The following is a 25,382-nucleotide window of genomic DNA, read 5'->3' on the forward strand; positions in this document are numbered from 1 at the left end:
AAGTTGCAGAAAATGTGAAAAAATGTGGAATTCAGTTGCCCAGGTCGCCCAAGAGCGCGCTGAGTGTGGCTTTGCCTTTCTTCTGGTTGGCTTCCAGGTCCAGGTCGCCGGTGCCTTCCCAGCGCAGGTCCGCCTCCGGCAGTTCATCCAGAAACCGGCTGGGGATGGTTTCCATTTTTTCCCCGTACTGTTTGCGCTGGGCGGCGTAGGTCAGGGTCAGGGTTTCCCGGGCGCGGGTGATGCCCACGTACATCAGGCGCCGCTCTTCCTCTATGTTGCCCTCTTCAATGCTTGAGCGGTGGGGCAGGATTTCCTCTTCCAGGCCCATGATGAACACGTGGGGAAATTCCAGGCCTTTGGAGGCGTGCAGTGTCATCAGTTGCACCTTGTCGCTGTCGTCCTCTTCTTCCCGCTGCTCCATCATGTCCCGCAGTATAAGCCGGCTGATGGCGTCTTCGATGCCCATTTCGTCGGCCGTGCCCTTGCCGTCTTCGAGCATGCGCTGGATGGATTCCACCAGATACCAGATGTTCTCCATACGTTTCTGGGCCTGTTTCGGCGACCCGGAATGCTGGTGTAGCCATTCCTCGTACTCGATATCGGTGAACAACTGCTTGATCACCGGTACCGGATCTTCGCTGTGCAGCCGCTCACAGGTTCTGTCCACCCAGTGGGCGAAACGGCGTAATCGGTCCAGGCCTTTTTCGGTGACGTGGGTTTCCGCCCCCATGTCGCCCAGCGCTTTAAACAGGCTGATATTGCGTGACCGGGAATAGTGGCTCAGCTGTTCCAGCGTCCGTGGTCCGATCTCCCGGCGTGGCACGTTGACCACGCGCAGAAACGCAGCATCGTCGTCCGGATTGACCAGCAACCGAAGGTAGCCCATGGCGTCCTTGATCTCGTTCTTGGAGAAAAACGACTGGCCACCGGAAATGCGGTAGGGCACCTGGTAGGCCTGCAGCTTCATTTCCAGCAGTCGTGACTGGTGGTTGCCCCGGTAAAGCACGGCGAAGTCCAGGAACTTCAGGCCCCTTTTCAGTTTGCTGTCGATGATTTCCGTGGCAATGCGTTCGGCTTCGGCGTCTTCATTGCGGCAGCGCACGATGCGCAGTTCGTCGCCAGTGGTGTGCTCGCTCCAGAGGGCCTTTTCGAACACGTGGGGGTTGTTGGCAATCACCGTGTTGGCGCATCGCAGGATGCGGACCGTGGAACGGTAGTTCTGCTCCAGTTTGACGATCTTCAGGCTCGGGAAGTCCTCTTTCAGTTGCGCCAGGTTCTCCGGCCGCGCCCCGCGCCAGGCGTAGATCGACTGGTCGTCATCACCCACCACGGTAAAGGCCGCCCGTTCCGCCACCAGCAGTTTGACCAGTTCGTACTGGCACAGGTTGGTGTCCTGGTACTCGTCCACCAGCATGTAGCGGATTTTACGGCGCCATTTGGCCAGCACATCCGGCTGGCTGCGGAACAGCTGCACCGGCAGCAGAATCAGATCGTCAAAATCCACCGCGTTGTAGGCTTTCAGGTAGTCGGCGTAGTGGCGGTAAATAATGGCAATGCGCTGTTCCCGCTCGTCGGCCGCCCGGCTCCAGGCGTCCTGGGGGCTGCGCATGGCGTTCTTCCATGAAGAGATCGTCATCTGCACGTCCGACAGCTCATCGCCCGCATCGGCGCTGGCCTCGCGCATCATCAAGTCCTGCAACAGCGCCTTGGCGTCATCGGCATCAAAAATCGAGAAACCGGGATAGTAGCCCAGGTGAGTGTGTTCCTCGCGAATGATGTTCAGGCCCAGGTTGTGGAAAGTGGAGACAATCAACCCGCGGGTCAGCTTACGGTCGACCAGCCGGCCCACGCGTTCTTTCATCTCCCGTGCGGCCTTGTTGGTGAAGGTGACCGCGGCAATGTGTCGGCCCGGAATGCCCAGCTGTTCGATCAGCCAGGCAATCTTGCGGGTAATAACGCTGGTCTTGCCGCTGCCGGCGCCGGCAAGCACCAGCATAGGGCCGTCGGCGTAGCGCACTGCTTCACTTTGTCGGGGGTTGAGCTTGTTCACAATAGGGTTGCCAGCGCAGAAAGATCGGTTCGGAATCGCAAGCGTACATTCTACACGAGCCGGGCCCGCTGTATCTTCCTGATCAATGGGCTATGCTTGTCAGAACGGAAATGGCGGCCATTGAAGAACAGGATGCTTCTTGATGACTCTGGTATCGACAGAGGCAAATGTCAGCCCGGTAAAACTGCTTGTGCTGACGCCCGAATACGCTGACCTGCTTTGGCTGGAATCGCTTCTGGCTGGTGATACGGAAATGGACGCTGATCTGACCTGGTGTCCTGATCTTGTCGACTGCGACGATCTGATTCGCAACACCAGTTTCGACGTGGTCATCTGGGACTGCGTTTTCCACAGTGGTTCCGAGTCCGCCTTCCTTCAGTACCTCACCGTATCCGGTGGCGAAAAACCTATTCTTGCCCTCAGTGCCGAGCCCTTTGCCGAGCGTGGTGTGGCGTTGTGCCGCATTGGCGCCGCGGATTACCTCAGCCGTCAGTCGCTGGACTGCTGGACCCTGAGGCGGGCGGTGCGCTGTCTGTGGTATCGGCAACAGCTGTCGGAATCGGCCCATGGCCACCTTGGCCGGGAAGTGGCCAGTGGTTTTATCAACCGGGATCTGTTCTTCGACCGTCTGCAGAACGCGCTGATCCGGGCAAAAGCCGCGTCCCAGCGTTTGGCGCTTTTGCATATCAACCTGGACGATTTCCGCAGTTTTAACGAATCCTTTGGCTACCGCCAGAGTGACCAGCTGATGCTCAAACTGGCCGACCGGATGCGTACTGAACTCCGCCGTGTGGATTCACTGATGCGTATTGGCGGTGACGAGTTTGCCATCATCATTGAAAAAGTGGATGACGGCCCGGATGTCGCCCTGCTTATTCGCAAGATTGTGGCTGCCCTTGGCGAGCCCGTGCAGATTGACGGACAGGCCGTCGTGGTCAGTGCCAGCCTGGGTGTGGCTACTTTCCCGGAGGCCGGAGACAGCCCTGAAAACCTCTTGCGCCGGGCTAACCGGGCCATGTTCGAGGCCAAGCGTGATCCCGGAACCAGCTACCGTTATTACGACCGCGAACTGCACATCACCGCCGGCCATCAGCTGCGCCTGGAGGCCGATCTGCGCAATGCGCTCAGGGGCAACGAGCTGGAAGTGTTCTATCAGCCGCGTATTGACCTGGCCACCGAAGAGGTGCGTGGTGTGGAATGCCTCCTGCGCTGGAATCACCCGGAACGTGGTCTGGTGGGCCCCGATGAGTTCATTCCGGTTGCTGAGCGAAGCGGCCTGATTGTGCCGATTGGTTATTGGGTGATCGAACAGGCCTGCAAACGGCTGAAGGAAGCCGATGGCATGGGGTACCCGGGGCTGGTTTTTGCGGTGAACCTGTCGTTCCGCCAGTTTCACGATCGCAAGATGACCGAGACCATTTTCCGCATTATTTTTAACGCCAACATCGACACCAGTCTTCTGGAACTGGAGCTTACAGAAAGCGCCATGATGCATGACCCTGAGTATGCCCAGCGCTGCCTGCGGGAGCTGAACCAGCTGGGCATCAGTTTTGCGCTGGATGATTTCGGGACCGGTTTCTCTTCCCTGAGCAATCTGCAGCATCTGCCTATCTCGCTGGTAAAGATTGATAAATCCTTTGTCCAGGGGCTGGGGCATTCCGCCGATTCGGAACATATCATCAGGGCCATTATCAGCCTTGCCCACAGCCTGCAGATTAGCGTGGTGGCAGAAGGGGTGGAAACCGAAGGGCAGCTTGAGTTTCTGCGCCAACACCACTGTGATGAAATCCAGGGCTATTACTACGCTCGGCCCATGCCCTGGAACAGCCTCGTCGAATTCCTGAACAACCGGGGCAAGGCTGCTTGCCTGTAGCTATAACCCGCTGTACCTTTGCGCTTTGATCAAATGCAACGGACGGGTTGAATGGCAAGCGAGATGAAGACGGGTATGAGCAGTATCAGCCAGCGTATCGCCGAGGAGCTGGGTGTTCGGGAAGAACAGGTAAACGCAACCGTGGGTATGCTGGACGAAGGCGCAACCGTGCCCTTCATTGCCCGCTACCGTAAGGAAGTGACCGGGTCACTGGATGACAGCCAGCTGCGGAACCTGGAAGACCGTCTGCGTTATCTTCGTGACCTGGAAGATCGACGCTCCACCATCCTCAACAGCATTGAAGAGCAGGGCAAGCTGACCGATGAGCTTCGCGCCAGCATTGATGCCGCCGACACCAAGAATCGTCTGGAAGACCTCTACCTGCCTTACAAGCCCAAACGTCGCACCAAGGCGCAGATCGCCAGGGAAGCCGGCCTGGAGCCACTGGCCGATACACTCTATGACGACCCTTCCCAGGATCCGGAAAAGACGGCTGAAGGCTATCTGAATCAGGAAGCCGGTATTGCCGACACTAAAGCGGCCCTGGAGGGTGCTCGCGCCATTCTGATGGAGCGCTTTGCGGAAGACGCGGAACTACTGGGGGATCTGAGAAGCTTTATCTGGCAGCAGGGCCAGCTCAAGGTGACGGTGATTGAAGGCAAGGAAAACGAAGGCGCCAAGTTCCGGGATTATTTCGATCACGTCGAGCCGCTGAAAAAGGTGCCGTCCCACCGGGCGCTGGCCATTCTGCGGGGCCGCAACGAGGGTGTTCTGACCTACACCATCGCAGTGGGTGATTCCGAGGACGACCGGCGTCAGCCCCATCCGGCGGAACATCGGATTGCCGCTCGCTGGCATATTCGGGATCAGGGGCGGCCAGCCGACCGCTGGCTGGCGGAAGTCGTGCGCTGGACCTGGCGCGTTAAGCTGTCTACCCAGATCGAAACCGATCTGATGGCCCAGGTGCGTGAAGCCGCCGAAACCGAGGCCATCAATGTCTTCGCTGCCAACCTGAAAGACCTTTTGTTGCTGGCACCGGCGGGGCCGCGGCCGACACTGGGTCTGGATCCGGGGCTGCGTACCGGGGTAAAGGTCGCGATCATCGATGGCACCGGCCAGGTGGTCGGCCATGGCGGCATCTTCCCCCACGCACCGCGCAACCAGTGGGACCAGTCCATTGAACAGCTTGCGAAATGGTGCCGCGAGTACCACATTGAGCTGATTGCCATCGGCAATGGCACCGCCTCCAGGGAAACCGAGAAGCTGGTGGCGGAGCTGTGCAAACGCTACCCGGACCTGAAGCTCGCCCGCATTGTAGTGAGCGAGTCCGGTGCGTCTATTTATTCTGCGTCTGAATTCGCCTCCCGGGAGCTGCCGGATCTGGACGTCACCATCCGTGGCGCGGTATCCATCGCCCGCCGTCTACAGGACCCACTGGCGGAACTGGTGAAGATTGAACCCAAGTCCATTGGTGTGGGCCAGTACCAGCACGATGTGTCCCAGGTCCAGCTGTCCCGCAGCCTGGACGCGGTGGTTGAGGACTGTGTAAACGGTGTTGGGGTCGATCTGAACACCGCCTCAATACCACTGTTATCCCGCGTGGCAGGTCTGAGCCCGACCATTGCCTCGAATATCGTCGATTTTCGCAGCCAGAACGGCATGTTCCGCAATCGCAAGCAGCTGCTGAAAGTGGCCCGTCTGGGTGACCGGACGTTTGAGCAGGCCGCCGGCTTCCTGAGGATTGCCAGCGGTGAGAATCCGCTAGACCGTTCGTCCGTTCACCCGGAGGCCTACGGCGTGGTGGAAGCCATTGCCACCAAGAACAACCGGAAAGTGGATGGCATCATCGGCGACGCGTCGTTTCTGCGATCGTTGAAGCCCGAGGATTACGTGACCGAGAAATTCGGTCTGCCTACCATTCGCGATATTCTGTCCGAACTGGAAAAGCCGGGCCGTGACCCACGGCCGGAATTCCGCTTTGCCAGCTTCGAGGAAGGCGTTGAAACGCTCAATGACCTTAAACCCGGCATGGTGCTGGAAGGCTCTGTCACCAACGTCACCAATTTTGGCGCCTTTGTGGACATTGGCGTTCACCAGGACGGCCTGGTGCATATTTCCGCACTGTCTAATACTTTCGTAAAAGACCCGCGGGAAGTGGTCAAGGCCGGTGATATCGTGAAGGTCAAAGTGATGGACGTGGACATCCCCAGAAAACGAATTGCGTTGTCCATGCGTATGGACGACCAGCCCGGGGAGAAGTCCGAAAAGCGCCCGGCAGCGAATAACCAGCGTCGCGATTCGCAGCAGAAAACCGCAGGAGGCCACCAGAAAGGCCAGAAGAGCGGCACCGGTTCAGACCAGAAGGGTGCAATGGCGGGAGCCCTGGCCCAGGCGCTGGCCTCGGCCCGTAAAGATGGCCGCTGAAGGCCGTCGCAAATTACACTATTATTGATGGGGCCGGTTATCCGGCCGCATCCTTGCAGGAGTAGTCCATGGGGGAATCCCGCCATCATCTGTTTCGCCAGTTCTCGTCCAGCGAATGGACCGGCTTCAGAAAAGGTGTTGAAAAAGAAGGGTTAAGGGTGGACCGGAACGGGTTTATCGCCCAGACGCCTCATCCCGTGGCACTGGGGTCCGCGCTGACTCATCCGCGGATTACCACGGACTACTCTGAATCACTGCTGGAGCTGATTACGCCGGTCTGTGACAACACCACCGACATGCTGGCGTCCCTCCGAGACATCCACCGCTTCGTACAGATGAATCTGGGGGATGAGCTTTTCTGGTCCGCCAGTATGCCCTGCCAGCTTGACGGCGATGCCAGTATTCCCATTGCCGAATACGGCACGTCCAATATTGGCCAGCTCAAGCACGTCTACCGCCAGGGTCTGGCGGTCCGTTATGGTCGCATGATGCAGAGCATCGCCGGCGCTCACTACAATTTGTCGCTGCCCGACGAATTCTGGAAGCTCTGGCACCAGCGTCTGGAAAGCGGGCAGTCCCTGAAGGATTTCAAGTCGGACCAGTATTTCTGGCTGATCCGCAACTTCCGTCGTCGCAGCTGGCTGCTGATGTACCTGTTCGGCGCCTCGCCGGCTCTGGATGCCAGTTTTGTGGAAGGGGTAAGCCACGACCTTAGCCGCCTTCGTGCCGATACCTGGTATGGACCGACCGCCACGTCGTTGCGCATGGGCGATCTGGGCTATCACAACAATGCCCAGTCTTCGATCAATATCTGTTTCAACGAGCTGGAGACCTATACCCGGACATTGGCGCGGGCCATTCACACCCCCTGGCCGGAGTATGAGGCCATCGGCACCCGACGGGATGGCCAGTTCATCCAGATCAACACCAGCGTGCTGCAGATCGAAAACGAATACTACAGCGCGGTACGACCAAAACGCACCACCGAACGGGAAGAAAAGCCGATCCAGGCCCTGGAATCCCGGGGCGTGGAGTACATCGAGGTGCGCTGTCTGGACCTTGACCCCTTCTCTCCGATCGGTGTGAGCCAGAGCCAGATCGATTTCCTGGACCTGTTTCTGCTGGACTGCCTGCTGACGGACAGCCCACGGATTGATGATCCGGAATGCGACCGGCTGGATGATAACTATCAGGATGTGATTGCAAAGGGCAGGGATCCGTCATTGACCCTCTGCCGCGGTGGTCAGCGGTTGGGTGTGGGCGCCGCCGCCAGCGCGCTGATGGACGACCTGGAACCATTGGCCGCCCAGCTTGATTCCCTGGCCGGCGGCGACACCTACCGTCAGGCCCTGGAATCCCAGCGCGGCAAGCTGGTAGATCCGGTTCAGCTGCCCTCGGCGAGGGTACTCACCGATATGGAGGCCAGGGGCATGGGGCACCGCGAGTGGGGGCTGGAGATGGCGCGCCAGCAACAGCAGACACTCCGCGATGAAGGCCTTTCCAGCCAGACCCGCAGCGATTTTGAACGCATGAGTGCGGACTCGCTTGCCGATCAGGCCGCCATTGAGGCGGATGATCATCAGCCTTTCGCCGAGTTTCTGGAGCAGTACCTGCGGAGCTGATTGCGACGGGCGACGCTCGCTTTCAGCAAAAGGTTCCCCCGTTATCTGGACCTGTTGCACAGATTCAACACAAAGCGTTTGTCACCCTTTGGGTGCGCTGTTAGCTTTTGTAAAACAGTGTTAAGAATCTGTTGCAGTAATCAGAAACGGGGAAAACAGCATGGCCAGGGACATCAAGCTTGGATGGGACGTAGAGTCCCTGAACAAAGCCTATCGTCAGGGATACATGGCCGCCAATATGGGGATGCCCCGCGACCGTTGCCCCTATCGTGGCGAAGTCGTTGTGGCGGCCTGGGAAGCCGGCTGGGAAGACGCCGAACAGGTTATCCAGGAGCCCCAGAGCAGCTTCGACGATTTTCTTTCGCGGATCGCCTGACGCTATCGCTTTGTTCTGAAATCAGCGCTGCACCACAAACTCCGTAAACAGCACATCGGCAATCTGTTCGCCGGTCTGCTGTTCCTTCAGTACCTCGTTGATCCTCTGTTTGGCTTCCTGCCTGAGGGCTGTCTGGCCTGCGTTAGTGGCCAGCGCATCCACATCTGTCTGCTCGCCAAACAGCATCACCAGCTCATGGCGAAGCCGTGGCATGTGGGTTTCCACAACCGGACGTGTGCTGGCACTTGAGGCCCGAAGCGTAACCGCTGCTTTCAGATAGACCAGCGAAGTCCCCGGCTTGCCGACGTGAGTCACGAACGGAGGGTTCATTGAGATGTAGTCCGTGACCGACGGCTCTGCCGGTTCTTCTTCGGCCACGTCTTCAGCCTGTTCATCCCCGGCGGCCTCTTCCTGTGCGTACGCGGTCGGGTACAGGGTCATAGTCAGGGCGATGAACAGCAAAAAGCGTTTCAGATTGAGCATCATAGGCTTGAAGTTCGATTTGGTTTGCGGTTAAGTAACCTGGCCGTGGCCGGTATTGTTGTCTGGAGAATAGCAGGCTCGCCGCCGGCTTGCAGCCCGTCCCTAATCCGAGGTGGTCCTTTGAGTTCCAGACTGGTTTTCTTCCTGATTTTTCTGCTTTGCGCCGGTTTGCTGGGCGTTGCGTTTTACATGGAGCACTTCATGGGGCTCGAGCCGTGTCCGCTTTGCTGGCTCCAGCGTTTCGGCTTTATGGCCGCCGGTTTTGTCAGCCTGCTGGCGGCTGTGCACGGGCCGGGCACGGCTGGCACACGAATCTACGCGTTTTTTATGGTGGTGGGTTCCGGCGCCGGCCTGGCGGTGGCGGGCAGGCAACTATGGCTGCAGAGCCTGCCCGCGGATCAGGTGCCGGCGTGTGGCCCCTCGGTGGAGTACATGCTGGATGTGCTGCCCTGGATGGAAGTACTGACCACCGCGTTGCGCGGCACCGGCGATTGCGCAGAGGTGACCTGGCGCTTTCTGGGGCTGAGTATTCCCGGATGGACGGCGGTCTTTTTCACCCTGGTGATTGTTGTCGGGCTGGTGTTGATATTCCGCACACCGAAACGCTCGGACTGGATCGGCGGCTAAACCAGTTGCGGCAGGTTGTGGCCATGGGGTAACTTGATTCCTGACCGAACAATAAGACGTAGAAGCAGAACCCGTGATCGGAGAGGCGTTATGTTGGAAAATTGCGAGAACGCGAGGGAGCGTTGGGGCGGAGTCAGCGAGCTGATTGACCGTTGGCTCAAGGAAAGACAGGAGCTGCTGGTCCACTATTGCGATCTTTCAGGCACCACGGACTTTTCCCAGACCGAGTCACTGCATCAGAAATTTGTACGGCTGTGCGAGGTTCTCGTGGATTACGTGTCTGCCGGGCATTTCGAAATCTACGAGCAACTGATTCAGGAAGCCCGTGAATTCGATGACGGTGGTATTGAACTGGCAGCCAAGGTCTATCCCCGCATCGAGAAAACCACCGAAACGGCACTGAACTTCAACGATCAGCTTAACGGTCAGTCCCTGACAGAAGAGAAGGCGCGGGAGTTGTTCGGGCAGCTATCCGAGCTGGGAGAAACGCTGGAAACGCGTTTTGAGATGGAAGACTTCCTGATTGAGCATCTGCATAACGCTCACGCTGAAAAAGTGATGTCCTCGGCCTGAGGAAATCGCTCGGAACCCGGAGGCCGGGTTCCGAGGCTAGTCGATCACTGCTCCGGGTTAACGTCCAGCAGTTCCACGTCGAAGATCAGGGTTTCGTTGGGGCCAATGCGCTGATTGCCGCCCGGGCCGTAAGCCAGATCTGCCGGAATATACAGCTTGGCACGACCGCCTTCCTTCATCAGTTGCAGGCCTTCAGTCCAGCCCGGAATCACCTGGTTCAGGCCGAAGGTCACCGGCTCGCCGCGCTCGCGGGAGCTATCGAAAACCTCACCGGAAATCAGCTCACCCGTGTAGTGAACCCTGACCCGGTCGTCAGCCGTTGGCGATTCGCCTTCGCCCTCTTCGAGGATTTCATACTGCAGGCCGGATTCGGTGGTCTTCACGCCTTCGCGCTCGGCATTTTCAGCCAGGAAGGTTTGACCCGCTTCAAGGTTCTTCTGTGCCAGTTCGCTCTGCTGGCCGGCGGCCTCTTCCTGCATTTCTGCCTGGTAGGCCATCAGGGCTTGCTGAATTTCCTCGCGGGTCATTCGCTGCTGTTTTTCATCGCCGGCATGGCCGTGCCTGATGCCCTGCAGGAACTGCTCCATCTGAAGGTCGGGAAGGTCGTTGCCCATTCTTTCGCCCATCACCAGGCCCATGCCGTAGCTGACCTTCTGGTCAGTGGTTTCCAGCTTCGGGGCAGGCGCCGTTTCCTGGGCTGAAGAGCAGCCTGCAAGGGCGCCAGCGACGGTCAATGCGATCAGAGTTCTTTTCATGGAGGGTCCTTTGTATTGATACCGATTGGATTTTTCGAAACCCCAGACCGTAACCGGTTCAGGCCGCAGATGCTACTGAACATGTGTTAAGGATCGGGGTGGCCTGCGTTGTCCGGTGGTCAGCTACCATTATTTGCGGGGTTGGTGTCCAGCGAAAAGGGTGCGGTGTAAGGGGATTGCCAGTCTGGCTCCGGGTCTGCGCTGGCAGTTGGGCGGGGTGGTTTGTCCGCTCGTTCGATAGCCAGCGCGTTCCAGTGGCCGGTCTCCGGGGGCGAATCAGCGTAATGCCAGTTGCCTTTGTCATCCTGCCATTTAAAGACAATCTCTGGTCCGTCGGTGGGGACAGGTGAAGGCACCAGGCCTTCGAAGGCGGGAATATCCTGGGTAGCCCCTGTGTTGTCTGACGCGGGCTTTGTGTTTACCGGACCGCCAACGCCGAAAAAAATCAGCACCACCAGAACACCAAGGGCAGGAAAGGCCAGCCGGATAAGCCATTTCATCATCATGGCGGGTTGTCTCCCTCGGCAAACACCTGCAACTCTTCGATCAGGCTATTCAGCAGTAAGCGGGTTTCGTTGTCCATGGCCTTCTCCGGTGCGGCCGCCTGAAGGTTCTCCAGCGCCAGAATCCTTGTTGATCGTTCATTCAGGCCGGTCACAGCGGTAGTGCCAGAATCGAGGGCCCTGTAGGCCAGTGCCAACTCTACCCGTTCCGCCTCAAGTTCACTTTGTGCCACGTAGCCCCTGGCCTGTTCGGTCGCCGGGTTGCCTTTTGCAATGGCTTTTCGAACCTGTCTGAGGGCTTCCGTTACCTGATGTCGCCAGGTAACCACCGGCCCCGAGACAAAGCCCGGGAACTTGCGGTTTCGCAGGGCCAGCCACAACCCGCAAAGAATGTCCGTTACACTCCAGCCCTCGTCCTGAAGAGCGAGAGCGGCTTCACGGGCAATTGGACGGGTCCAGAAGCTACCAGCAAATTGCCAGAGTGGCCCGTCAAGGCAGAGGTCCAATGGTATGGCTGGTTCGCTGGACACACTCTTACCCCTGATTGCTAAGCCCTGATATCATTACGCCATGCTAACGATAACCGATCTCAGTTTACAACGGGGTGGAGTCTGGTTGCTAGAATCCGTCAACCTCACCATCCAGCCCGGTCAGCGTGTGGCGATTGTCGGCGCCAACGGTGCCGGCAAGTCCAGCCTGTTCCAGTTGCTGCTCGGCCAGCTTGCGCCGGAGCAGGGCAGCGCCTCTTTGCCCGGCGGTTGCCGGATTGCCCACATGGCCCAGGAAGTCATGGCGTCCCGGCGCAGTGCCCGTGATTTCGTGCTGGACGGCGACATTGACCTGCGCCGGCTCGAGGCGGATCTGGCCGCTGCCGAGGCCAGAGGCGACGACCACGAGATTGCCCGTATCCACGGTGAACTGGACGTGCACGAAGCCTGGTCCGCGCCGCGCAGGGCGGAATCGCTGATCCGTGGCCTGGGATTCACCGATGCCGACGCCGACCGGCCGGTATCGGCATTCTCCGGCGGTTGGCGCATTCGTCTCAATCTTGCCCAGGCGCTGATGCGCCCGTCCGACCTGTTGCTGCTGGACGAGCCCACCAACCACCTGGATCTGGACGCCTGTCTGTGGCTGGAAAACTGGCTGCGCCGCTACGAAGGTACGCTGCTGTTCATCTCCCACGACCGAGATTTCATGGACCGTGTGGCCACTCATCTGGTGCATTTCGACCAGCGCAGACTCGATTTGTATACGGGTAATTACTCAGCCTTCGAGGCCCAGCGTAGTGAACGACTGGCCCAACAACAGGCGGGCTTTGAACGGCAGCAGGCGCGTATCGCCGAAATCCAGCGTTTCATCGACCGGTTCAAGGCCAAGGCAACCAAGGCCAAGCAGGCCCAGAGCCGCGTCAAGGCGCTGGAGAGGATGGAAAAGATTGCCCCTGCCCATGTGGATTCGCCCTTCAGTTTCGAGTTTCCGGTGGCCGATAAAGTGTCCAGCCCGTTACTGTCTATTCGTCATGGCGCTGCCGGCTACGATGATGCGGTGATTCTCAGGGACATCAACCTGACGCTACTGCCGGGCAGCCGGATCGGACTGCTTGGACCTAACGGCGCCGGTAAATCCACGCTGATGGACGCCCTGAGACAACAGGACGCCTTGCTGGAAGGCCAGCGCATCTGCGGAGAGCATCTGGCCATCGGGCACTTTGCCCAGCACCAGCTGGAGTCGCTGGACCTGGATGCAAGCCCGTTTCTCCACCTGCAGCGTCTGTCGCCCCGGGCTTCTGAACAGAGTATCCGCAATTTTCTGGGTGGTTTTGATTTTCACGGTGACGAGGCGCTGAGTGCCATCCGCTCCTTTTCCGGTGGTGAGAAGGCCCGGGTTGCCCTGGCGGTCATCGCCTGGCAAAAGCCCAATCTGTTGCTGCTGGACGAGCCCACCAACCACCTGGACCTGGAAATGCGCCAGGCACTGACCATGGCACTGCAGAACTTCGATGGCGCCATTGTGGTGGTCTCTCACGACCGGCATCTGCTGCGCAATACGGTGGATGAGTTCTGGTTGGTGAACGATGGCCGGGTGACCGAGTACAAAGGTGACCTTGAGGATTACGAGCGCTGGCTGGCGGATCGGCGCAAAGATGAAACCGAGGCGCCCCGCAGGGCGGCCGCCGCCGGCACGGCAAGTGCGCCCGAAAAACCGGAAGCAGAGGCCACCATCGGCGAATCCGCTGACGACCGGAAGGCCAGAAAGCGGGCAGAGGCGGCGCTGCGTCAGAAGCTGAGCCCCTATCGCAAAAAGCAGTCGGCGCTCGAGAAGGAAATGGACCAGCTTCAGGGCCGACTGGCCGCCCTTGAAGAGACGCTCTCAGATCCTGATCTTTACGCCGAACAGGGCAGGGAAAAGTTGAAAGCCAGCCTGGCCGAGCAGGGCAGCGCCAAGAGCCGGCTGGCCGACGTGGAGGCCGAGTGGCTGGAGGTCAGTGAAAAAGTCGAGGAGATGGAGTCCGAGCTGGAGGCCCAGGCATAGCGTCCGGCAGAGTGTCAGGCGTTGACGTTCAGCTCGAAATCCTGCTTTGACAGGTAGTCCCGCTCGTTCTCCAGATCGGCCATGGTCAGTGGCCGGTCATCCAGCCAGCCCGGCGGAAAGGTTAGCGTCAGCCCGTTGGTTCTTGCCTCAAGGCTGAAGTCTGGTGGGTTTTCATGGTTCCGTGGATGCTGCAGTAACACGGCCAATCGCACCAGTACGCAGAGGTACCGCAGCCGCGGCAGATCGTCTGCATCCAGTCCTTCGAAAACCGAGGCCGAGAATTTACGGCGGTGCCCGCGTACCAGGGTGGCCAGTTCCCGCTGGAACTGTTGGCTGAAGCCCGGCAGATCCGAATACCGCAGCAGGTAGGCGCCGTGTTTGTGGTACTGGCTGTGGGAGATGGTCAGGCCAATTTCGTGCAGGCGGCATCCCCAGCGCAGCACTTCTTCATTCCCCGGCGTGTTGATGTCCCAGGCGTCGGCGACCTGGTCCCAGGCAGCCATGGCCGTCCGCTCAACCGCGGCGCCGTGTTCCTGGTCCACGTGATAACGTTCCTGCAATGCCTGGATCGTCCGTTCGCGCACATCTTCATGCTGGATCCGCCCGGCGATGTCGTACAGCAGGCCTTCCCTCAGGGCGCCGTCGGTAAAGGTCATATCGGCAATGCTCAGGGAGTTGAACGCCCCCATCAGAATGGCAAAGCCCGCCGGGAAAATGCTCTGGCGGTCCTGGCGAACGCCAAGGTCGCCAAGCTTGTCGATCTTGCCCATGGCCACCAGGCGTTTGCGCAGCTCGGTCATGGCCTCCATGGTGATTGTGCCATCGGTCAGTTTCAGGCTCGACAGAACGCTGGCAATGGCTTTGATGGTACCGGATGAGCCCACTGCGCTTTGCCAGCCCCGCTGCCGATAGTGCTGACGGATATTCAGCAGCTCCTGCTCGGCGTGGGTTACCGCCCGGTCCATCTGTTTGCGGGTAATCTTGCCATCCGGGAAATAGCGATTACGGAAAGACACGCAACCCATGTGCAGGCTTTCCATATCCTGGGGTTCGAAGCGCTCACCGATAATGAATTCAGTACTGCCGCCGCCGATATCCACCACCAGGCGGCGGCCACTGTCGTCGGACAGGGTGTGGGAAACGCCCAGATAGATCAGGCGAGCCTCTTCCCGTCCGGCAATGATCTCGACCGGGTAGCCCAGTACCTTTTCCGCCCTGGCCATGAATTGTCGGGCATTGCGGGCGACACGAAGCGCGTTGGTGCCGACGACCTGTACGGCTTCCGGTGGCATGCCGGACAATCGCTGGGCAAACCGGCTCAGGCAGGCAAGACCCCGCTCCATGGCTTCTTCGGTCAGGCGGTTGTTGCTGTCCAGCCCTGCGCCCAGTTGAACCTTCTCGCCCATTTTTTCCAGCGTGCGGATTTCACCGTGAACCAGTCGCGCGACCACCATGTGGAAACTGTTGGAGCCCATGTCGATAGCGGCAAGCAATTCAGGGGCGGTACCTGGAATGGTGGCGGAAGCGGCTGGAGAAGATGAAACCGTCACGTGTCTTGAATTCCTTCTGCCAGGCTCAATTTAAAGTGGTATAGACAGCTTGAGCCCTGGGTTGGGCCAGAGTGCCGACCTGCGCGGTGGCAGGGCTTATGCGGCAGATTCGGGCCGCCTGTTTCAGCCGTTACTATAAGCGATATGAACTGTAACGCAATGACCGCGGCGGCCAGGCGTCAGGGAAATCCGAAGGTAGGGCAGCCGCCGATTTGCTTCACATTTGCCGAGGCAATCGCGTAAAGTAGCGGCTATTAACATGGATTTAATGATGGCGTGCCGTGTGCAACGCCGGTTCTGGAATTGAGTCAACTGTGCTGATCAGACGGCAGACACTGTCGCTCAGCGCACCAACTGGGAAGATAAAATGAGCGGAAATATTGTAAACGTAACCGACGCATCTTTTGAGCAGGACGTGCTGCAGTCAGACGTTCCTGTGCTGGTTGACTACTGGGCAGAGTGGTGCGGCCCGTGCAAGATGATTGCCCCGGTTCTTGAGGAAATGGCCGAGGAATACGAAGGCAAACTGAAAGTCTGCAAGCTGAACATCGACGAGAACGAGCAGACGCCGCCCAAGTTCAACATCCGTGGCATCCCCACGTTGATGCTGTTCAAGAATGGCAACGTGGATGCCACCAAAGTGGGCGCCCTGTCCAAGTCACAACTGGCAGCCTTCCTCGACAGCAATCTCTGATTGCAGCCGATGGCAAGAACCGCTCCCGGACTGATGTTCAGGAGCGGTTTTTTTGTGTCTGGTAATCAATCATCCCAGGTCTGGGACCGCTCCAGGTCCGATGTCTTTTGCTCCACCCAGTGCTCGCTGTCTCCGGTAATTTCCTTCTTCCAGAAGGGTGCCGAGGTTTTCAGGGCGTCCATGATGAACTCGCAGGCCGCAAACGCATCCCCCCGATGGGCGCTGCAGACCCCCACAAACACGATCTGCTCGCTCAGCGACAGTGCCCCAACCCGATGGATAACCCGCGCCTCACGCACATCCCAGCGCTCCGAGGCGGTATTGATGAGCCCTTCGATGACCTGTTCCGTCATCCCCGGATAGTGCTCCAGAAACAGCCCGGTCACGCCTTTCATGTCGCCACTGTCACGAACCAGTCCGGTGAAGGTGGCAATGGCGCCAGTGCCTGAACCGCTGTCGCGGAGCGCCCGGTATTCCTCGGCGGCGTTGAAATCTTCCTGCTGCACGCGAATCATGGTCAGCCCCCTGTCACCGGCGGGAAAAATGCCACCTCGTCACCGGGGTGCAATGCCCGCTCGGGTTTGGTCATCTCCTGGTTGACGGCGATCATCACCGGCAGGTCTCCGTCCAACTGGGCCCAGTTGCCGCCTTTGGCTGCAAGGGAGTGCAGCAGGGCGCCGGCGGTCAGACCGGGTTCGGCGTCTACCGTCAGCGTTGAGGTGTCCAGTTCTTCCCGCAGGCGGGCGAAGAACTTAACGGTAATGGTTTTATCGGTCGCCATGTTTATTCAAGCAGCTCCGCAAAAGAATAGTAGGTTACAGTGTCACCCTGCTCGACGGTCTGGTTTTCCGGTATTACCGCAAGCCCATTCGCCCAGCAGGTAGAGCTCAGTACACCCGAGCTCTGATTCGGGTAGGCGTTTATCGCCAGCGTGCCATTGTTCAGGCTTTTACGGGCGCGGACATACTCCCGGCGAAACGAGGATTTCTCCGTGGAGAATCCGGCCGGCACCCGTTCACCATAGACCATAAAGGGCGGTCGCCCCTGACAGGCGCGGATAAACGGCATGCCGACCACCAGGAAGGACACCAGAACCGACGCCGGATTTCCTGGCAGGCCTAGCAGTGGTGTATCGTCGATCGTTCCGAACGCCACGGGTTTGCCGGGCTTTATCGCCATCTTCCACAGAGACAGGCCAACTGACTCTTCCAGTACCGCCCGCACATGATCCTCTTCGCCTACTGATACGCCACCGCTGGTTATGATCAGGTCCGCCTCGGCCGCAGCCCTTTTGAGGGTCTTGCGGGTATCTTCACGGGTGTCAGCGAGGGTTTCGCAGAGCACCACGTCGCAGCCTGCCTTCGCAAGCAACCCCAGCATGGTATACCGATTGGAGTTGTAGATCTGCCCGGGACCCAGCGGCTGCCCCGGGTCCACCAGTTCATCGCCGGTGTTGAGAATGGCGACTTTCAGCCGGGCGAACACCTCCACCTTGCCGATGCCAATAGAGCCCAGAAGACCCATTTCCTGGGGTCGGATCCTGGTGCCTTTGGCGAGCGCCAGTTCGCCCCGGGCCAGGTCCTGACCCTGGCGCCGGATGTTCTGGCCTTCACTGACCGGGGCGTCGACTGAAATGCCGTCGTCGGACACCGTTACCCGCTCCTGCATGATAACCGAGTCCGCTCCGGCGGGAATTTCCGAGCCGGTGAAGATGCGCACCGCGGTTCCCGCCTCCAGGGAGCCGGGTGCATGCCCGGCGGCAACGCGTCCGGATACCGGCAAACGGGTGTTGCCGGACAGGTCCCCCGCCCGCACGGCATAACCGTCCACTGCGCTGTTGTCCGCCGGTGGTACATCGGCGGGCACCTGATAGTCGGTCGCCAGAATCCGGTCCAGGCTCTGGGTCAGGGCGACAGTTTCCGTGTCTGAAACCGGACGGGCCCGGCTGACAAGGTGACGAATGGCATCGTCAACGGAGGTCAGGTCTGAAGCAGCCATGGCTTACCGCTCCGCCCGTTCGCCGATGGGCTGGTTGATCCGGTTAACGGGCTTGTCGGGCTTGCGCAGGGCCAGGGCTGAGAAATTGCACGGTGCGTGTCGGCTGTCCAGCTGGCTGCTAAGAATACCGTTCCAGCCGGTACGGCAGGCGCCGGTGGATCCGGGCAGACAGAAAATCATGGTGTGGTTGGCCAGCCCGGCAAAGGCTCGGGACTGAATGGTGGAAGAGCCGATTTCAGCGGCAGACAGGCGGCGGAACTCCTCACCAAAACCTTCGATGCTCTTGTCAAACAGTGGGATAAGTGCCTCCGGCGTGCTGTCGCGTTCGTGAAAGCCGGTGCCGCCGGTGATGATAACAATGTTGATCTCCGGATCCGCGACCCAGGCAGATATCAGTGCCCGCACCAGGTAGACATCATCTGGCAGTATTCGCCGTGCAACCAGTTTGTGGCCCGCTTCGATCACGCTGTTTTCCAGAAACTGGCCGGACGTGTCTTCTGCCACGCCACGGCTGTCGGATACGGTTAACAGGCCAACACTGAGGGGCTTCAGCTCGCTGGTGATGTTACTGCTCATGGGTGTGCTCCAATGTCAGAAAAGGTCATAGAGCCAGTATCCGTATCGGCGATGTTAAATGGAAGGGGAGTAACCCTTTGGAGGCAGGTCACAGACACCCCCGGGGCGATAAATCCGGCCTGCCCGGAAACATCTATAGGTGGAAAACCGGAAATTGGTTCAAAACTGCCCAACTTCACTTGACATTGGTGCTGAAGGTAGCTGATTATCGCTGTTGCCCGGCGAACGGTTGTTCTTCCTGTCTCTGGCTTCAGTACTTTCCGGATTCTATCTCCACCGGTTGCTCCATCTGGCCAGCACCTAGTTCAAACGTGTACCCGAACAATATGCTCGCGGGCTTTCCTGTCATTCCAATGATCGTTTACTTCCATTCCTGACAATCTAATAACCTATGAATCTTACTGAACTCAAGCAGAATTCCATGCCCGAATTGCTCGATATTGCGCAAGAGATGGGCCTCGATAACCTGGCTCGTTCGCGCAAGCAGGATGTGATCTTCACCATCCTGAAGAAGCATGCTAAAAGCGGCGAAGACATTCACGGCGACGGCGTACTGGAAATTCTGCAGGATGGCTTCGGCTTTCTGCGTTCCGCTGACGCATCCTACCTGGCCGGGCCGGACGACATTTATGTCTCCCCCAGCCAGATTCGCCGTTTCAACCTTCGCACCGGTGACACGGTCGCGGGCAAGATACGGCCGCCGAAAGACGGCGAGCGTTATTTCGCGCTGCTGAAAGTCAGCGAGATCAACTTCGATAAACCGGATAACGCCCGTAACAAGATTCTGTTTGAGAACCTGACCCCCTTGTTCCCCGACGAGCGCCTGATGCTCGAGGCGGGCAATGGCAGCACTGAGGATCTGTCCTCAAGAGTGCTGGATCTGGTTTCTCCGATCGGTAAAGGTCAGCGTGGTCTGATTGTCTCTCCGCCCAAGGCCGGTAAGACGCTACTGATGCAGAGCATCGCCCAGTCCATTACCCGCAACAATCCGGAGTGCCACGTGATGGTGCTGCTGATTGACGAACGTCCGGAAGAAGTGACCGAAATGCAGCGCACGGTGCGCGGCGAGGTAATTGCTTCCACCTTTGATGAGCCGCCGGCCCGTCACGTTCAGGTAGCGGAAATGGTCATCGAGAAGGCAAAGCGTCTGGTTGAGCACAAGAAGGATGTGGTGATCCTGCTGGATTCCATTACCCGTCTGGCTCGAGCCTACAACACTGTGATTCCTTCTTCCGGCAAAGTATTGACCGGTGGTGTTGATGCCCACGCCCTGGAGAAGCCCAAACGTTTCTTCGGCGCGGCCCGTAACGTGGAAGAAGGCGGAAGCCTGACGATCCTGGCGACGGCACTGGTGAACACCGGCTCGAAGATGGACGAGGTGATCTACGAGGAATTCAAAGGCACCGGCAACATGGAAATCCATCTGGATCGCAAGATTGCCGAGAAGCGTGTCTACCCGGCGATCAATATCCGCAGCTCCGGCACGCGCCGTGAGGATCTGCTGATGAGTGAGGCGGATATCCAGCGCATCTGGATTCTGCGCAAGCTTCTCCACTCCATGGAAGACGACACTGCGGCCATCGAATTCCTGCTGGATAAGCTCAAGGAAACCAAGACTAACGACGAATTCTTCCAGTCTATGAAGCGTCGTTAGTTCGTAGCTCAGCGCCTCAGTGCTTGGGGGCGGTCGAAGCCGGGAATGAGCCTCCCCGGACACGCCGTGAACCCATCCCTGGGGGCTCGGCATTGCCATCCCTGGCAATGCACGGTCCGGGGATGCTCTCCCCGGCTTCGCCGTTCAGACTTTGTGCGCGCATCCGTTTTTAGACTTTCTGTTAAGCAGTCCAGCTGCTGCCTATCTCCGTAGTATTGCCACGCATTGAACGGAGCAAAACATGAAATACAACGACCTTCGTGACTTCATAGACCAGCTTGAAAAGCTGGGCGAGCTGAAGCGAATTTCAGTGGAAGTCGATCCCCACCTGGAAATGACCGAAATCTGCGACCGCACTTTGCGGGCAGGTGGGCCTGCGTTGTTGTTTGAAAACCCCAAAGGTTACGACATGCCGGTGCTGGCCAACCTGTTTGGTACTCCCAAACGGGTTGCCATGGGTATGGGGCATGACAACGTCACGGCGCTGCGGGACATTGGCAAGCTGTTGGCGTTTCTGAAGGAGCCGGACCCGCCCAAGGGATTCAAGGACGCCATCGAAAAGTTTCCGATCTTTCGGAAAGTCATGAAGATGAGTCCCAAGGTGCTGCGGTCGGCGCCCTGCCAGGAAGTGGTTTACGACAAGGATCAGGTGGATCTGTATAAAATTCCGGTCCAGCACTGCTGGCCGGGGGATGCCGGGCCCCTGGTGACCTGGCCACTGGTGATTACCCGCGGCCCCAACAAGGAACGGCAGAATCTGGGGATCTATCGGCAGCAGCTGATTGGTCGTAACCGGCTGATCATGCGCTGGCTCAGCCATCGTGGCGGTGCGCTGGATTTTCAGGAGTTCCAGAAACAGAACCCCGGAAAGCCCTATCCCGTCGCTGTAGCGCTGGGTGCGGATCCCGCGACCATTCTGGGGGCGGTGACGCCGGTTCCGGATAGCCTGTCGGAATACGCCTTTGCGGGCCTGTTACGGGGCAGTCGGACCGAGTTGGTACAGTGTGAGCTTAGCGATCTACAGGTGCCGGCCAGCGCGGAGATTGTGCTGGAAGGGTTTATCTATCCCGATGATATGGCGCCGGAAGGCCCTTTCGGCGATCACACCGGTTACTACAACGAAGTGGACCACTTTCCGGTATTCACCGTGGAGCGGGTTACTCATCGGCGCGACCCCATCTACCACAGCACCTACACCGGGCGTCCGCCGGATGAGCCGGCGATTCTGGGCGTAGCGCTGAACGAAGTTTTTATTCCCATTCTGCAGAAGCAGTTTCCCGAGATTGTCGATTTCTACCTGCCACCGGAGGGTTGCTCCTACCGCATGGCAGTGGTGACCATGAAGAAACAGTACCCGGGCCATGCCAAGCGTGTGATGATGGGTGTATGGTCGTTCCTGCGACAGTTCATGTACACCAAGTTTGTCATCGTGACCGACGACGACGTGGATGCCCGTAACTGGGAAGATGTGATCTGGGCCATGACCACCCGGATGGACCCAAGCCGGGATACCACCCTGGTGGAAAATACGCCCATCGATTATCTGGACTTCGCATCGCCGGTGTCCGGCCTGGGTTCGAAAATGGGAATGGACGCCACCAGTAAGTGGCCCGGCGAGACAGATCGGGAGTGGGGTACAGCCATCGCCATGTCTGACGACGTCAAACAACGGGTTGATGACCTCTGGGACAGCCTGGGGCTTGATCTTTCCACCGGCCGCCCCGAGTGATATGGCGGAGGCCGGGTTTCGTATCACCATTGTTCCTGCCGAACTCTGTTTTGAGTCGGCAAGGGAGCAAACGCTGCTAAGCGCTGCCAACGGTGCCGGTATTGCGGTTCCGGCAGCCTGCCGAAACGGTGTTTGCGAGCTATGTGAAGCCCGCCTCGGCAGCGGCAAAGCGTTGAATACCCGCAATCAACAAATCATTCCCGTCACCGGGCGACTGATGATGTGCCTCACCATCGCGCTCAGTGACCTGACACTGGAGACAGACGCCGTTATGGCATCCGGAAACAACCAGCCCCGCAAGTTCCAGGCGAAGGTGGTGGACGTTCGCTCCATCAGCCACGATGTCTACCTGGTGGAGCTGCAACTGCCGCGCCGCCGCGAGCTGTCTTTTCATGCTGGTCAGTACCTGTCGGTCAACCTGCCGGGTGAAGATCCCTGCTACTTTTCCATCGCCAGCAGCCCGTCTGCGGAGCTGATTGAGCTGCATATTCAGGCGACGCCTGATTGGGTGTCTGCCCAGAAGGTGATCAATGCCCTGACCTCGGGGGAAGACGTTACCGTCGAGCTGCCCAATGGTCGTGCCTGCCTGGCCAGTATTCCGGATAAACCCCTGCTGCTGGTGGCGGCGGGAACCGGTTTTGCCCAGATGAAGAGCCTGGTGGACTACCTGCGGGAAACCCGTTTCGACAAGCCTGTCCGCCTTTATTGGGGGGTGCGCCGCCACGAGGACATGTACCTGAAATCCCTGGCCCAGAAATGGCAGGAAGAGTGGGAACCTTTCACCTTCAAGCAGGTGGTGGGCGATGACGAGGACAACGATTGGGCCGGGCATCATGACCAGTTGGTTCGCACCGTTCTGGCCTCGGGCATGGACTGGAAAAATGTGGAAGTTCACGCCAGCGGCTCGCCCACCATGGTGTATACCCTGATGGATGCGCTGGTCGAGGCGGGCCTGCCGCAGGAAGCGTTTTTCTCCGATGTTCTGGAATACGCTCCCCGGGGCTAGGCCTTGGGCATGGGCAGATCCGGCAGCCCGCTATCCTTCACCAACCCCTGCATCAACAGCCGTACACTGTTTTCACCCTCACCCATATGGGCGTTCAGGCGGCTGAGCTCGGCCATGGTTTCACGGCTGCGGCGCATTTTCAGGCTGGTTTCAAAATACTCTCTCGCCTTGCCCCATAACTCGTTCCGTAGGCTAAGACGCCCCAGCGCCAGTAACAGCTCCGCGTTGTTGGGTCGGTCCTTCAGCCACTGCTCGGCGACCAATAGCTGCTCTTCGGGCTTGGGCCCCTTGATCCGCCCGTAGAGATTGACCAGTTCGTCACTCCAGTGATTGCGCAGCACCTTTCGGATCAGGGTTTCGGACTGCTCTTCATCCCCAAGTTCCGCGAGCAGACGGGCGTATTCGCGAATCGTGTGCTCGTCCCGGCGCAGGAATCCCGGCAGCTCGTCCCACAGGCGTGTGAGTGGCTCAAGGCTGGGCGAACCGGTTTCCACCTGGCGGCGGCAGTCGTCAGCAGCGCGCTGGAGCAGTTTCTGCCAGACCAGGCGTTCCAGGCTGCCCTGTTCTTCCGGATCAATCAGGTTGCGCTTGCGGATTTCCGGTAGCAGCCGCGATAGCTCCCGCCAGTCCTCCAGTTTCACATAGGCGTTTTTCAGCAGCTTGAGCACAAACGGATGATGAGGGGCCTGCTTGCGCAATCGAAGCAGGGTTGCCAGCGCCTGTTCCTGACGATTGCCCGCCAGTTGCAGCTGAGCCTGGGTAATGCCCACAGCCATATCGGAGCCCGGAGTGCTCTCGAAGGCGCGGCGCAGCAGATCGTCCACTGCGTCGTGGTCGCCGGTTTCGAAGGAGGCCTGGGCCGCCGCCAGATAGTTGATCAGTGGCGTATCGGCGTGCTCAGCGGAAGAGACCAGCAGCTTGCGCGCCCGTGGCCAGTTGCCCTCTGCAAGCGCCAGCAGGCCCTGGGTCGTGCGGCGCCGTGCACGCCGCTCATGACCCCGGGCCAGCCATCCGGCCACCACGCCCGATCCCTGGCGCATGCGGCGCAGCAGACTGATGCCGGTGACCAGCGCACCGACCAGCAGGATCAGCAACGCCAGCCCCACCCAGAAGTTGGTTTCGATGAGTATGTTGCCCAGGCTGATGCGGATGTAGCCCAGGTCGTACTGCAGCCCGATGGCCAGGCCCACTCCAAGCAGCAGGGCAATGAGGATGATCAGCAGCAGGCGGATCATGAGTTATCCCCCTCGGTGCTGTTGCTGCCGTTGTTGCCCTCTCCCTCGGTGCTAAGGCGCCCGGCAAGACGGGATTTCAACAGCTGAAGAGATTGACTGATGTCCGGCAGTTCCGGGTCGATATTTTCATCGGCCAGGCCTTCCAGTGTCTCGGACAGGGCAATGATCTTCGGATTGGTGCTGTCGTACCAGGTCTCGATGGCGTTGCTGGCCTTGATCAGCGATCGAGTATAGAGCTCCTGATGACCTCGCAACACCGCAAGCTCTGCTTCTTCAAGCATCAGCTGGAGATTGAGACGGGCGTAGGCGCTTTGTTCCGGCGACAACAGTGGTTTGACCGGTTCGTCCAGACGCCGCACAACCACTACTCGCGACAGGGTCGACTTGACCTTGTTCCAGGCCTCGATCCACCAGTTGGTGCTGGCGTCCGACGTCGATCCGGAATCCGTACCGGACTGCTCCAGGGTGCTGGCCATCCGGTCACTGGCCAGGGCGTTGTCGGTCAGTTCATGAATGCTGTCGATGGCCGCTTCCAGGGTCAGGTAGAGCCCGGTGCGGTCCACAGTCGTCAGCTCCTTGAGCTTCAGTATTTCTTTTGCCAGCTGTTCACGGACCGGATACACGCCAATGTCGTCGGATTCCCGGAGTACCTCATCGGCGGCCTGCAGGGCGGCCAGCGCGCCGCGAATGTCCTTTTCGATCATCAGACGCTGGTTGGCAATGCGCAGCAGATATTCCGCCTCGGCCAGCAACCAGTCGGTGCGGGTGCGATTGCCGGCCTCCAGCAATTCCCGGGCATTGTGATCAATCTGCCGCTGCTGGGTGGCGATCAGCTCTCGCTGGCTGGCCAGTTTGTTTTCCAGAGCCTGCAGGCGCTGGCTGCGCTGATCGCCGGTCTTGCCGTAAAGCTGGTCCAGCTGGGAGGTTTCCTGCTTGAGATTGGCCACGGACTGCTGCAGAGCCTGGGCATTATTCCACTGTTGCCAGTTCCACAGGGCCAGCGCAACAACGGCGATAAAGGTCAGCAGGGCCAGTATCCAGAGCAGCCATAGCCGTCGTGGTTTGGAGGGGGCGTGGTTGATTGTGGCAGGCAGTTGGGCGTTTGATTCAGTCACGGGCATC

Annotated in this window: 23 protein-coding genes; 11 read left to right on the forward strand and 12 right to left on the reverse strand. The window is 59.1% G+C overall.

All coding sequences use genetic code 11. The annotated features are described in order from the left end of the window. Positions 1-31: 31 nt before the first annotated feature. Complete coding sequence (rep, locus tag FPL19_RS09505) at positions 32-2,050, reverse strand: DNA helicase Rep (protein ID WP_150912191.1); 2,019 nt, start codon at positions 2,048-2,050, stop codon at positions 32-34. A 142-nt stretch (positions 2,051-2,192) separates the two neighbouring features. Between rep and FPL19_RS09510 the strand changes: the two genes are divergently transcribed. The 4 genes from FPL19_RS09510 (at position 2,193) to rmf (ending at position 8,345) form a co-directional block, all read left to right on the forward strand. Next, the gene (locus tag FPL19_RS09510; protein ID WP_150912192.1) at positions 2,193-3,923 is read left to right on the forward strand and encodes a bifunctional diguanylate cyclase/phosphodiesterase; all 1,731 of its coding nucleotides are present in this window, start codon (positions 2,193-2,195) and stop codon (positions 3,921-3,923) included. Positions 3,924-3,998: 75 nt separating this feature from the next. Further along, the gene (locus tag FPL19_RS09515; protein WP_150912472.1) at positions 3,999-6,347 is read left to right on the forward strand and encodes a Tex family protein; all 2,349 of its coding nucleotides are present in this window, start codon (positions 3,999-4,001) and stop codon (positions 6,345-6,347) included. A gap of 68 nt (positions 6,348-6,415) precedes the next feature. Then, complete coding sequence (gene gshA, locus FPL19_RS09520) at positions 6,416-7,969, forward strand: glutamate--cysteine ligase (protein ID WP_150912193.1); 1,554 nt, start codon at positions 6,416-6,418, stop codon at positions 7,967-7,969. A gap of 160 nt (positions 7,970-8,129) precedes the next feature. Further along, positions 8,130-8,345: a ribosome modulation factor gene (gene rmf, locus FPL19_RS09525; RefSeq protein WP_150912194.1), complete on the forward strand. Its 216-nt coding sequence runs from the start codon at positions 8,130-8,132 to the stop codon at positions 8,343-8,345. Between the two features lie 21 nt (positions 8,346-8,366). Here the strand turns inward: rmf and FPL19_RS09530 are convergent, their stop codons facing one another. Then, the gene (locus tag FPL19_RS09530) at positions 8,367-8,831 is read right to left on the reverse strand and encodes a flagellar basal body-associated FliL family protein (protein ID WP_150912195.1); all 465 of its coding nucleotides are present in this window, start codon (positions 8,829-8,831) and stop codon (positions 8,367-8,369) included. Between the two features lie 117 nt (positions 8,832-8,948). Here FPL19_RS09530 and FPL19_RS09535 point away from each other — a divergent pair, with 117 nt between their 5' ends. Together FPL19_RS09535 and rsd are read left to right on the forward strand one after the other, a co-directional pair. Continuing rightward, the gene (locus FPL19_RS09535; RefSeq protein WP_150912196.1) at positions 8,949-9,455 is read left to right on the forward strand and encodes a disulfide bond formation protein B; all 507 of its coding nucleotides are present in this window, start codon (positions 8,949-8,951) and stop codon (positions 9,453-9,455) included. A gap of 90 nt (positions 9,456-9,545) precedes the next feature. After that, positions 9,546-10,028, forward strand: coding sequence for a sigma D regulator (gene rsd / locus FPL19_RS09540; RefSeq protein WP_150912197.1), 483 nt, complete (start codon positions 9,546-9,548; stop codon positions 10,026-10,028). A gap of 44 nt (positions 10,029-10,072) precedes the next feature. On the opposite strand, the gene FPL19_RS09545 is transcribed toward rsd, so the two are convergent. The 3 genes from FPL19_RS09545 to FPL19_RS09555 all read right to left on the reverse strand — a co-directional run bounded on the left by FPL19_RS09545 (position 10,073) and on the right by FPL19_RS09555 (position 11,816). Beyond that, a complete protein-coding gene (locus FPL19_RS09545; protein ID WP_150912198.1) occupies positions 10,073-10,783 on the reverse strand; it encodes an FKBP-type peptidyl-prolyl cis-trans isomerase in 711 nt (236 codons plus the stop codon). 119 nt (positions 10,784-10,902) lie between these two features. Beyond that, the gene (locus tag FPL19_RS09550; RefSeq protein ID WP_150912199.1) at positions 10,903-11,289 is read right to left on the reverse strand and encodes a DUF4124 domain-containing protein; all 387 of its coding nucleotides are present in this window, start codon (positions 11,287-11,289) and stop codon (positions 10,903-10,905) included. Beyond that, positions 11,286-11,816, reverse strand: a complete 531-nt coding sequence (locus tag FPL19_RS09555) for a DUF2390 domain-containing protein (protein WP_191965245.1) — start codon at positions 11,814-11,816, stop codon at positions 11,286-11,288. The genes FPL19_RS09550 and FPL19_RS09555 overlap by 4 nt, the downstream gene beginning before the upstream one ends. Before the next feature lie 40 nt (positions 11,817-11,856). On the opposite strand from FPL19_RS09555, the gene FPL19_RS09560 reads away from it, so the two are divergent. Continuing rightward, a complete protein-coding gene (locus FPL19_RS09560; protein WP_150912201.1) occupies positions 11,857-13,818 on the forward strand; it encodes an ATP-binding cassette domain-containing protein in 1,962 nt (653 codons plus the stop codon). A 14-nt stretch (positions 13,819-13,832) separates the two neighbouring features. On the opposite strand, the gene ppx is transcribed toward FPL19_RS09560, so the two are convergent. Then, positions 13,833-15,368, reverse strand: coding sequence for an exopolyphosphatase (gene ppx, locus FPL19_RS09565; protein WP_263656790.1), 1,536 nt, complete (start codon positions 15,366-15,368; stop codon positions 13,833-13,835). A gap of 367 nt (positions 15,369-15,735) precedes the next feature. On the opposite strand from ppx, the gene trxA reads away from it, so the two are divergent. Next, a complete protein-coding gene (gene trxA / locus FPL19_RS09570) occupies positions 15,736-16,062 on the forward strand; it encodes a thioredoxin TrxA (protein ID WP_007153552.1) in 327 nt (108 codons plus the stop codon). A gap of 65 nt (positions 16,063-16,127) precedes the next feature. Here trxA and FPL19_RS09575 read toward each other — a convergent pair whose 3' ends face one another. The 4 genes from FPL19_RS09575 to moaB are packed head-to-tail and all read right to left on the reverse strand — an operon-like array spanning position 16,128 to position 18,636. Continuing rightward, positions 16,128-16,577 carry a molybdenum cofactor biosynthesis protein MoaE gene (locus tag FPL19_RS09575; protein WP_150912202.1) on the reverse strand — a complete coding sequence of 150 codons (450 nt, stop codon included), beginning with the start codon at positions 16,575-16,577 and terminating at the stop codon, positions 16,128-16,130. Positions 16,578-16,579: 2 nt separating this feature from the next. Further along, positions 16,580-16,843, reverse strand: coding sequence for a molybdopterin converting factor subunit 1 (gene moaD / locus FPL19_RS09580; RefSeq protein ID WP_150912203.1), 264 nt, complete (start codon positions 16,841-16,843; stop codon positions 16,580-16,582). Positions 16,844-16,845: 2 nt separating this feature from the next. After that, positions 16,846-18,060: a molybdopterin molybdotransferase MoeA gene (locus FPL19_RS09585; protein WP_150912204.1), complete on the reverse strand. Its 1,215-nt coding sequence runs from the start codon at positions 18,058-18,060 to the stop codon at positions 16,846-16,848. Between the two features lie 3 nt (positions 18,061-18,063). Continuing rightward, positions 18,064-18,636, reverse strand: a complete 573-nt coding sequence (gene moaB / locus FPL19_RS09590) for a molybdenum cofactor biosynthesis protein B (RefSeq protein ID WP_150912205.1) — start codon at positions 18,634-18,636, stop codon at positions 18,064-18,066. Between the two features lie 391 nt (positions 18,637-19,027). Here moaB and rho point away from each other — a divergent pair, with 391 nt between their 5' ends. The 3 genes from rho to FPL19_RS09605 all read left to right on the forward strand — a co-directional run bounded on the left by rho (position 19,028) and on the right by FPL19_RS09605 (position 23,025). Beyond that, positions 19,028-20,290: a transcription termination factor Rho gene (gene rho / locus FPL19_RS09595; RefSeq protein WP_150912206.1), complete on the forward strand. Its 1,263-nt coding sequence runs from the start codon at positions 19,028-19,030 to the stop codon at positions 20,288-20,290. Between the two features lie 241 nt (positions 20,291-20,531). Continuing rightward, positions 20,532-22,019, forward strand: a complete 1,488-nt coding sequence (gene ubiD / locus FPL19_RS09600; RefSeq protein WP_150912207.1) for a 4-hydroxy-3-polyprenylbenzoate decarboxylase — start codon at positions 20,532-20,534, stop codon at positions 22,017-22,019. A gap of 1 nt (position 22,020) precedes the next feature. Next, positions 22,021-23,025 (forward strand): 2Fe-2S iron-sulfur cluster-binding protein, encoded by a 1,005-nt coding sequence (locus FPL19_RS09605; RefSeq protein ID WP_150912474.1) that lies wholly within the window; start codon positions 22,021-22,023, stop codon positions 23,023-23,025. On the opposite strand, the gene FPL19_RS09610 is transcribed toward FPL19_RS09605, so the two are convergent. Further along, the gene (locus FPL19_RS09610) at positions 23,022-24,260 is read right to left on the reverse strand and encodes a heme biosynthesis HemY N-terminal domain-containing protein (protein WP_150912208.1); all 1,239 of its coding nucleotides are present in this window, start codon (positions 24,258-24,260) and stop codon (positions 23,022-23,024) included. The two genes, FPL19_RS09605 and FPL19_RS09610, sit on opposite strands and share 4 nt — an antisense overlap. Continuing rightward, positions 24,257-25,381 carry a uroporphyrinogen-III C-methyltransferase gene (locus tag FPL19_RS09615; RefSeq protein WP_150912209.1) on the reverse strand — a complete coding sequence of 375 codons (1,125 nt, stop codon included), beginning with the start codon at positions 25,379-25,381 and terminating at the stop codon, positions 24,257-24,259. The genes FPL19_RS09610 and FPL19_RS09615 overlap by 4 nt, the downstream gene beginning before the upstream one ends. Position 25,382 lies beyond the last annotated feature (1 nt).

The organism is Marinobacter halotolerans (genome assembly GCF_008795985.1).
GTDB lineage: Bacteria > Pseudomonadota > Gammaproteobacteria > Pseudomonadales > Oleiphilaceae > Marinobacter > Marinobacter halotolerans.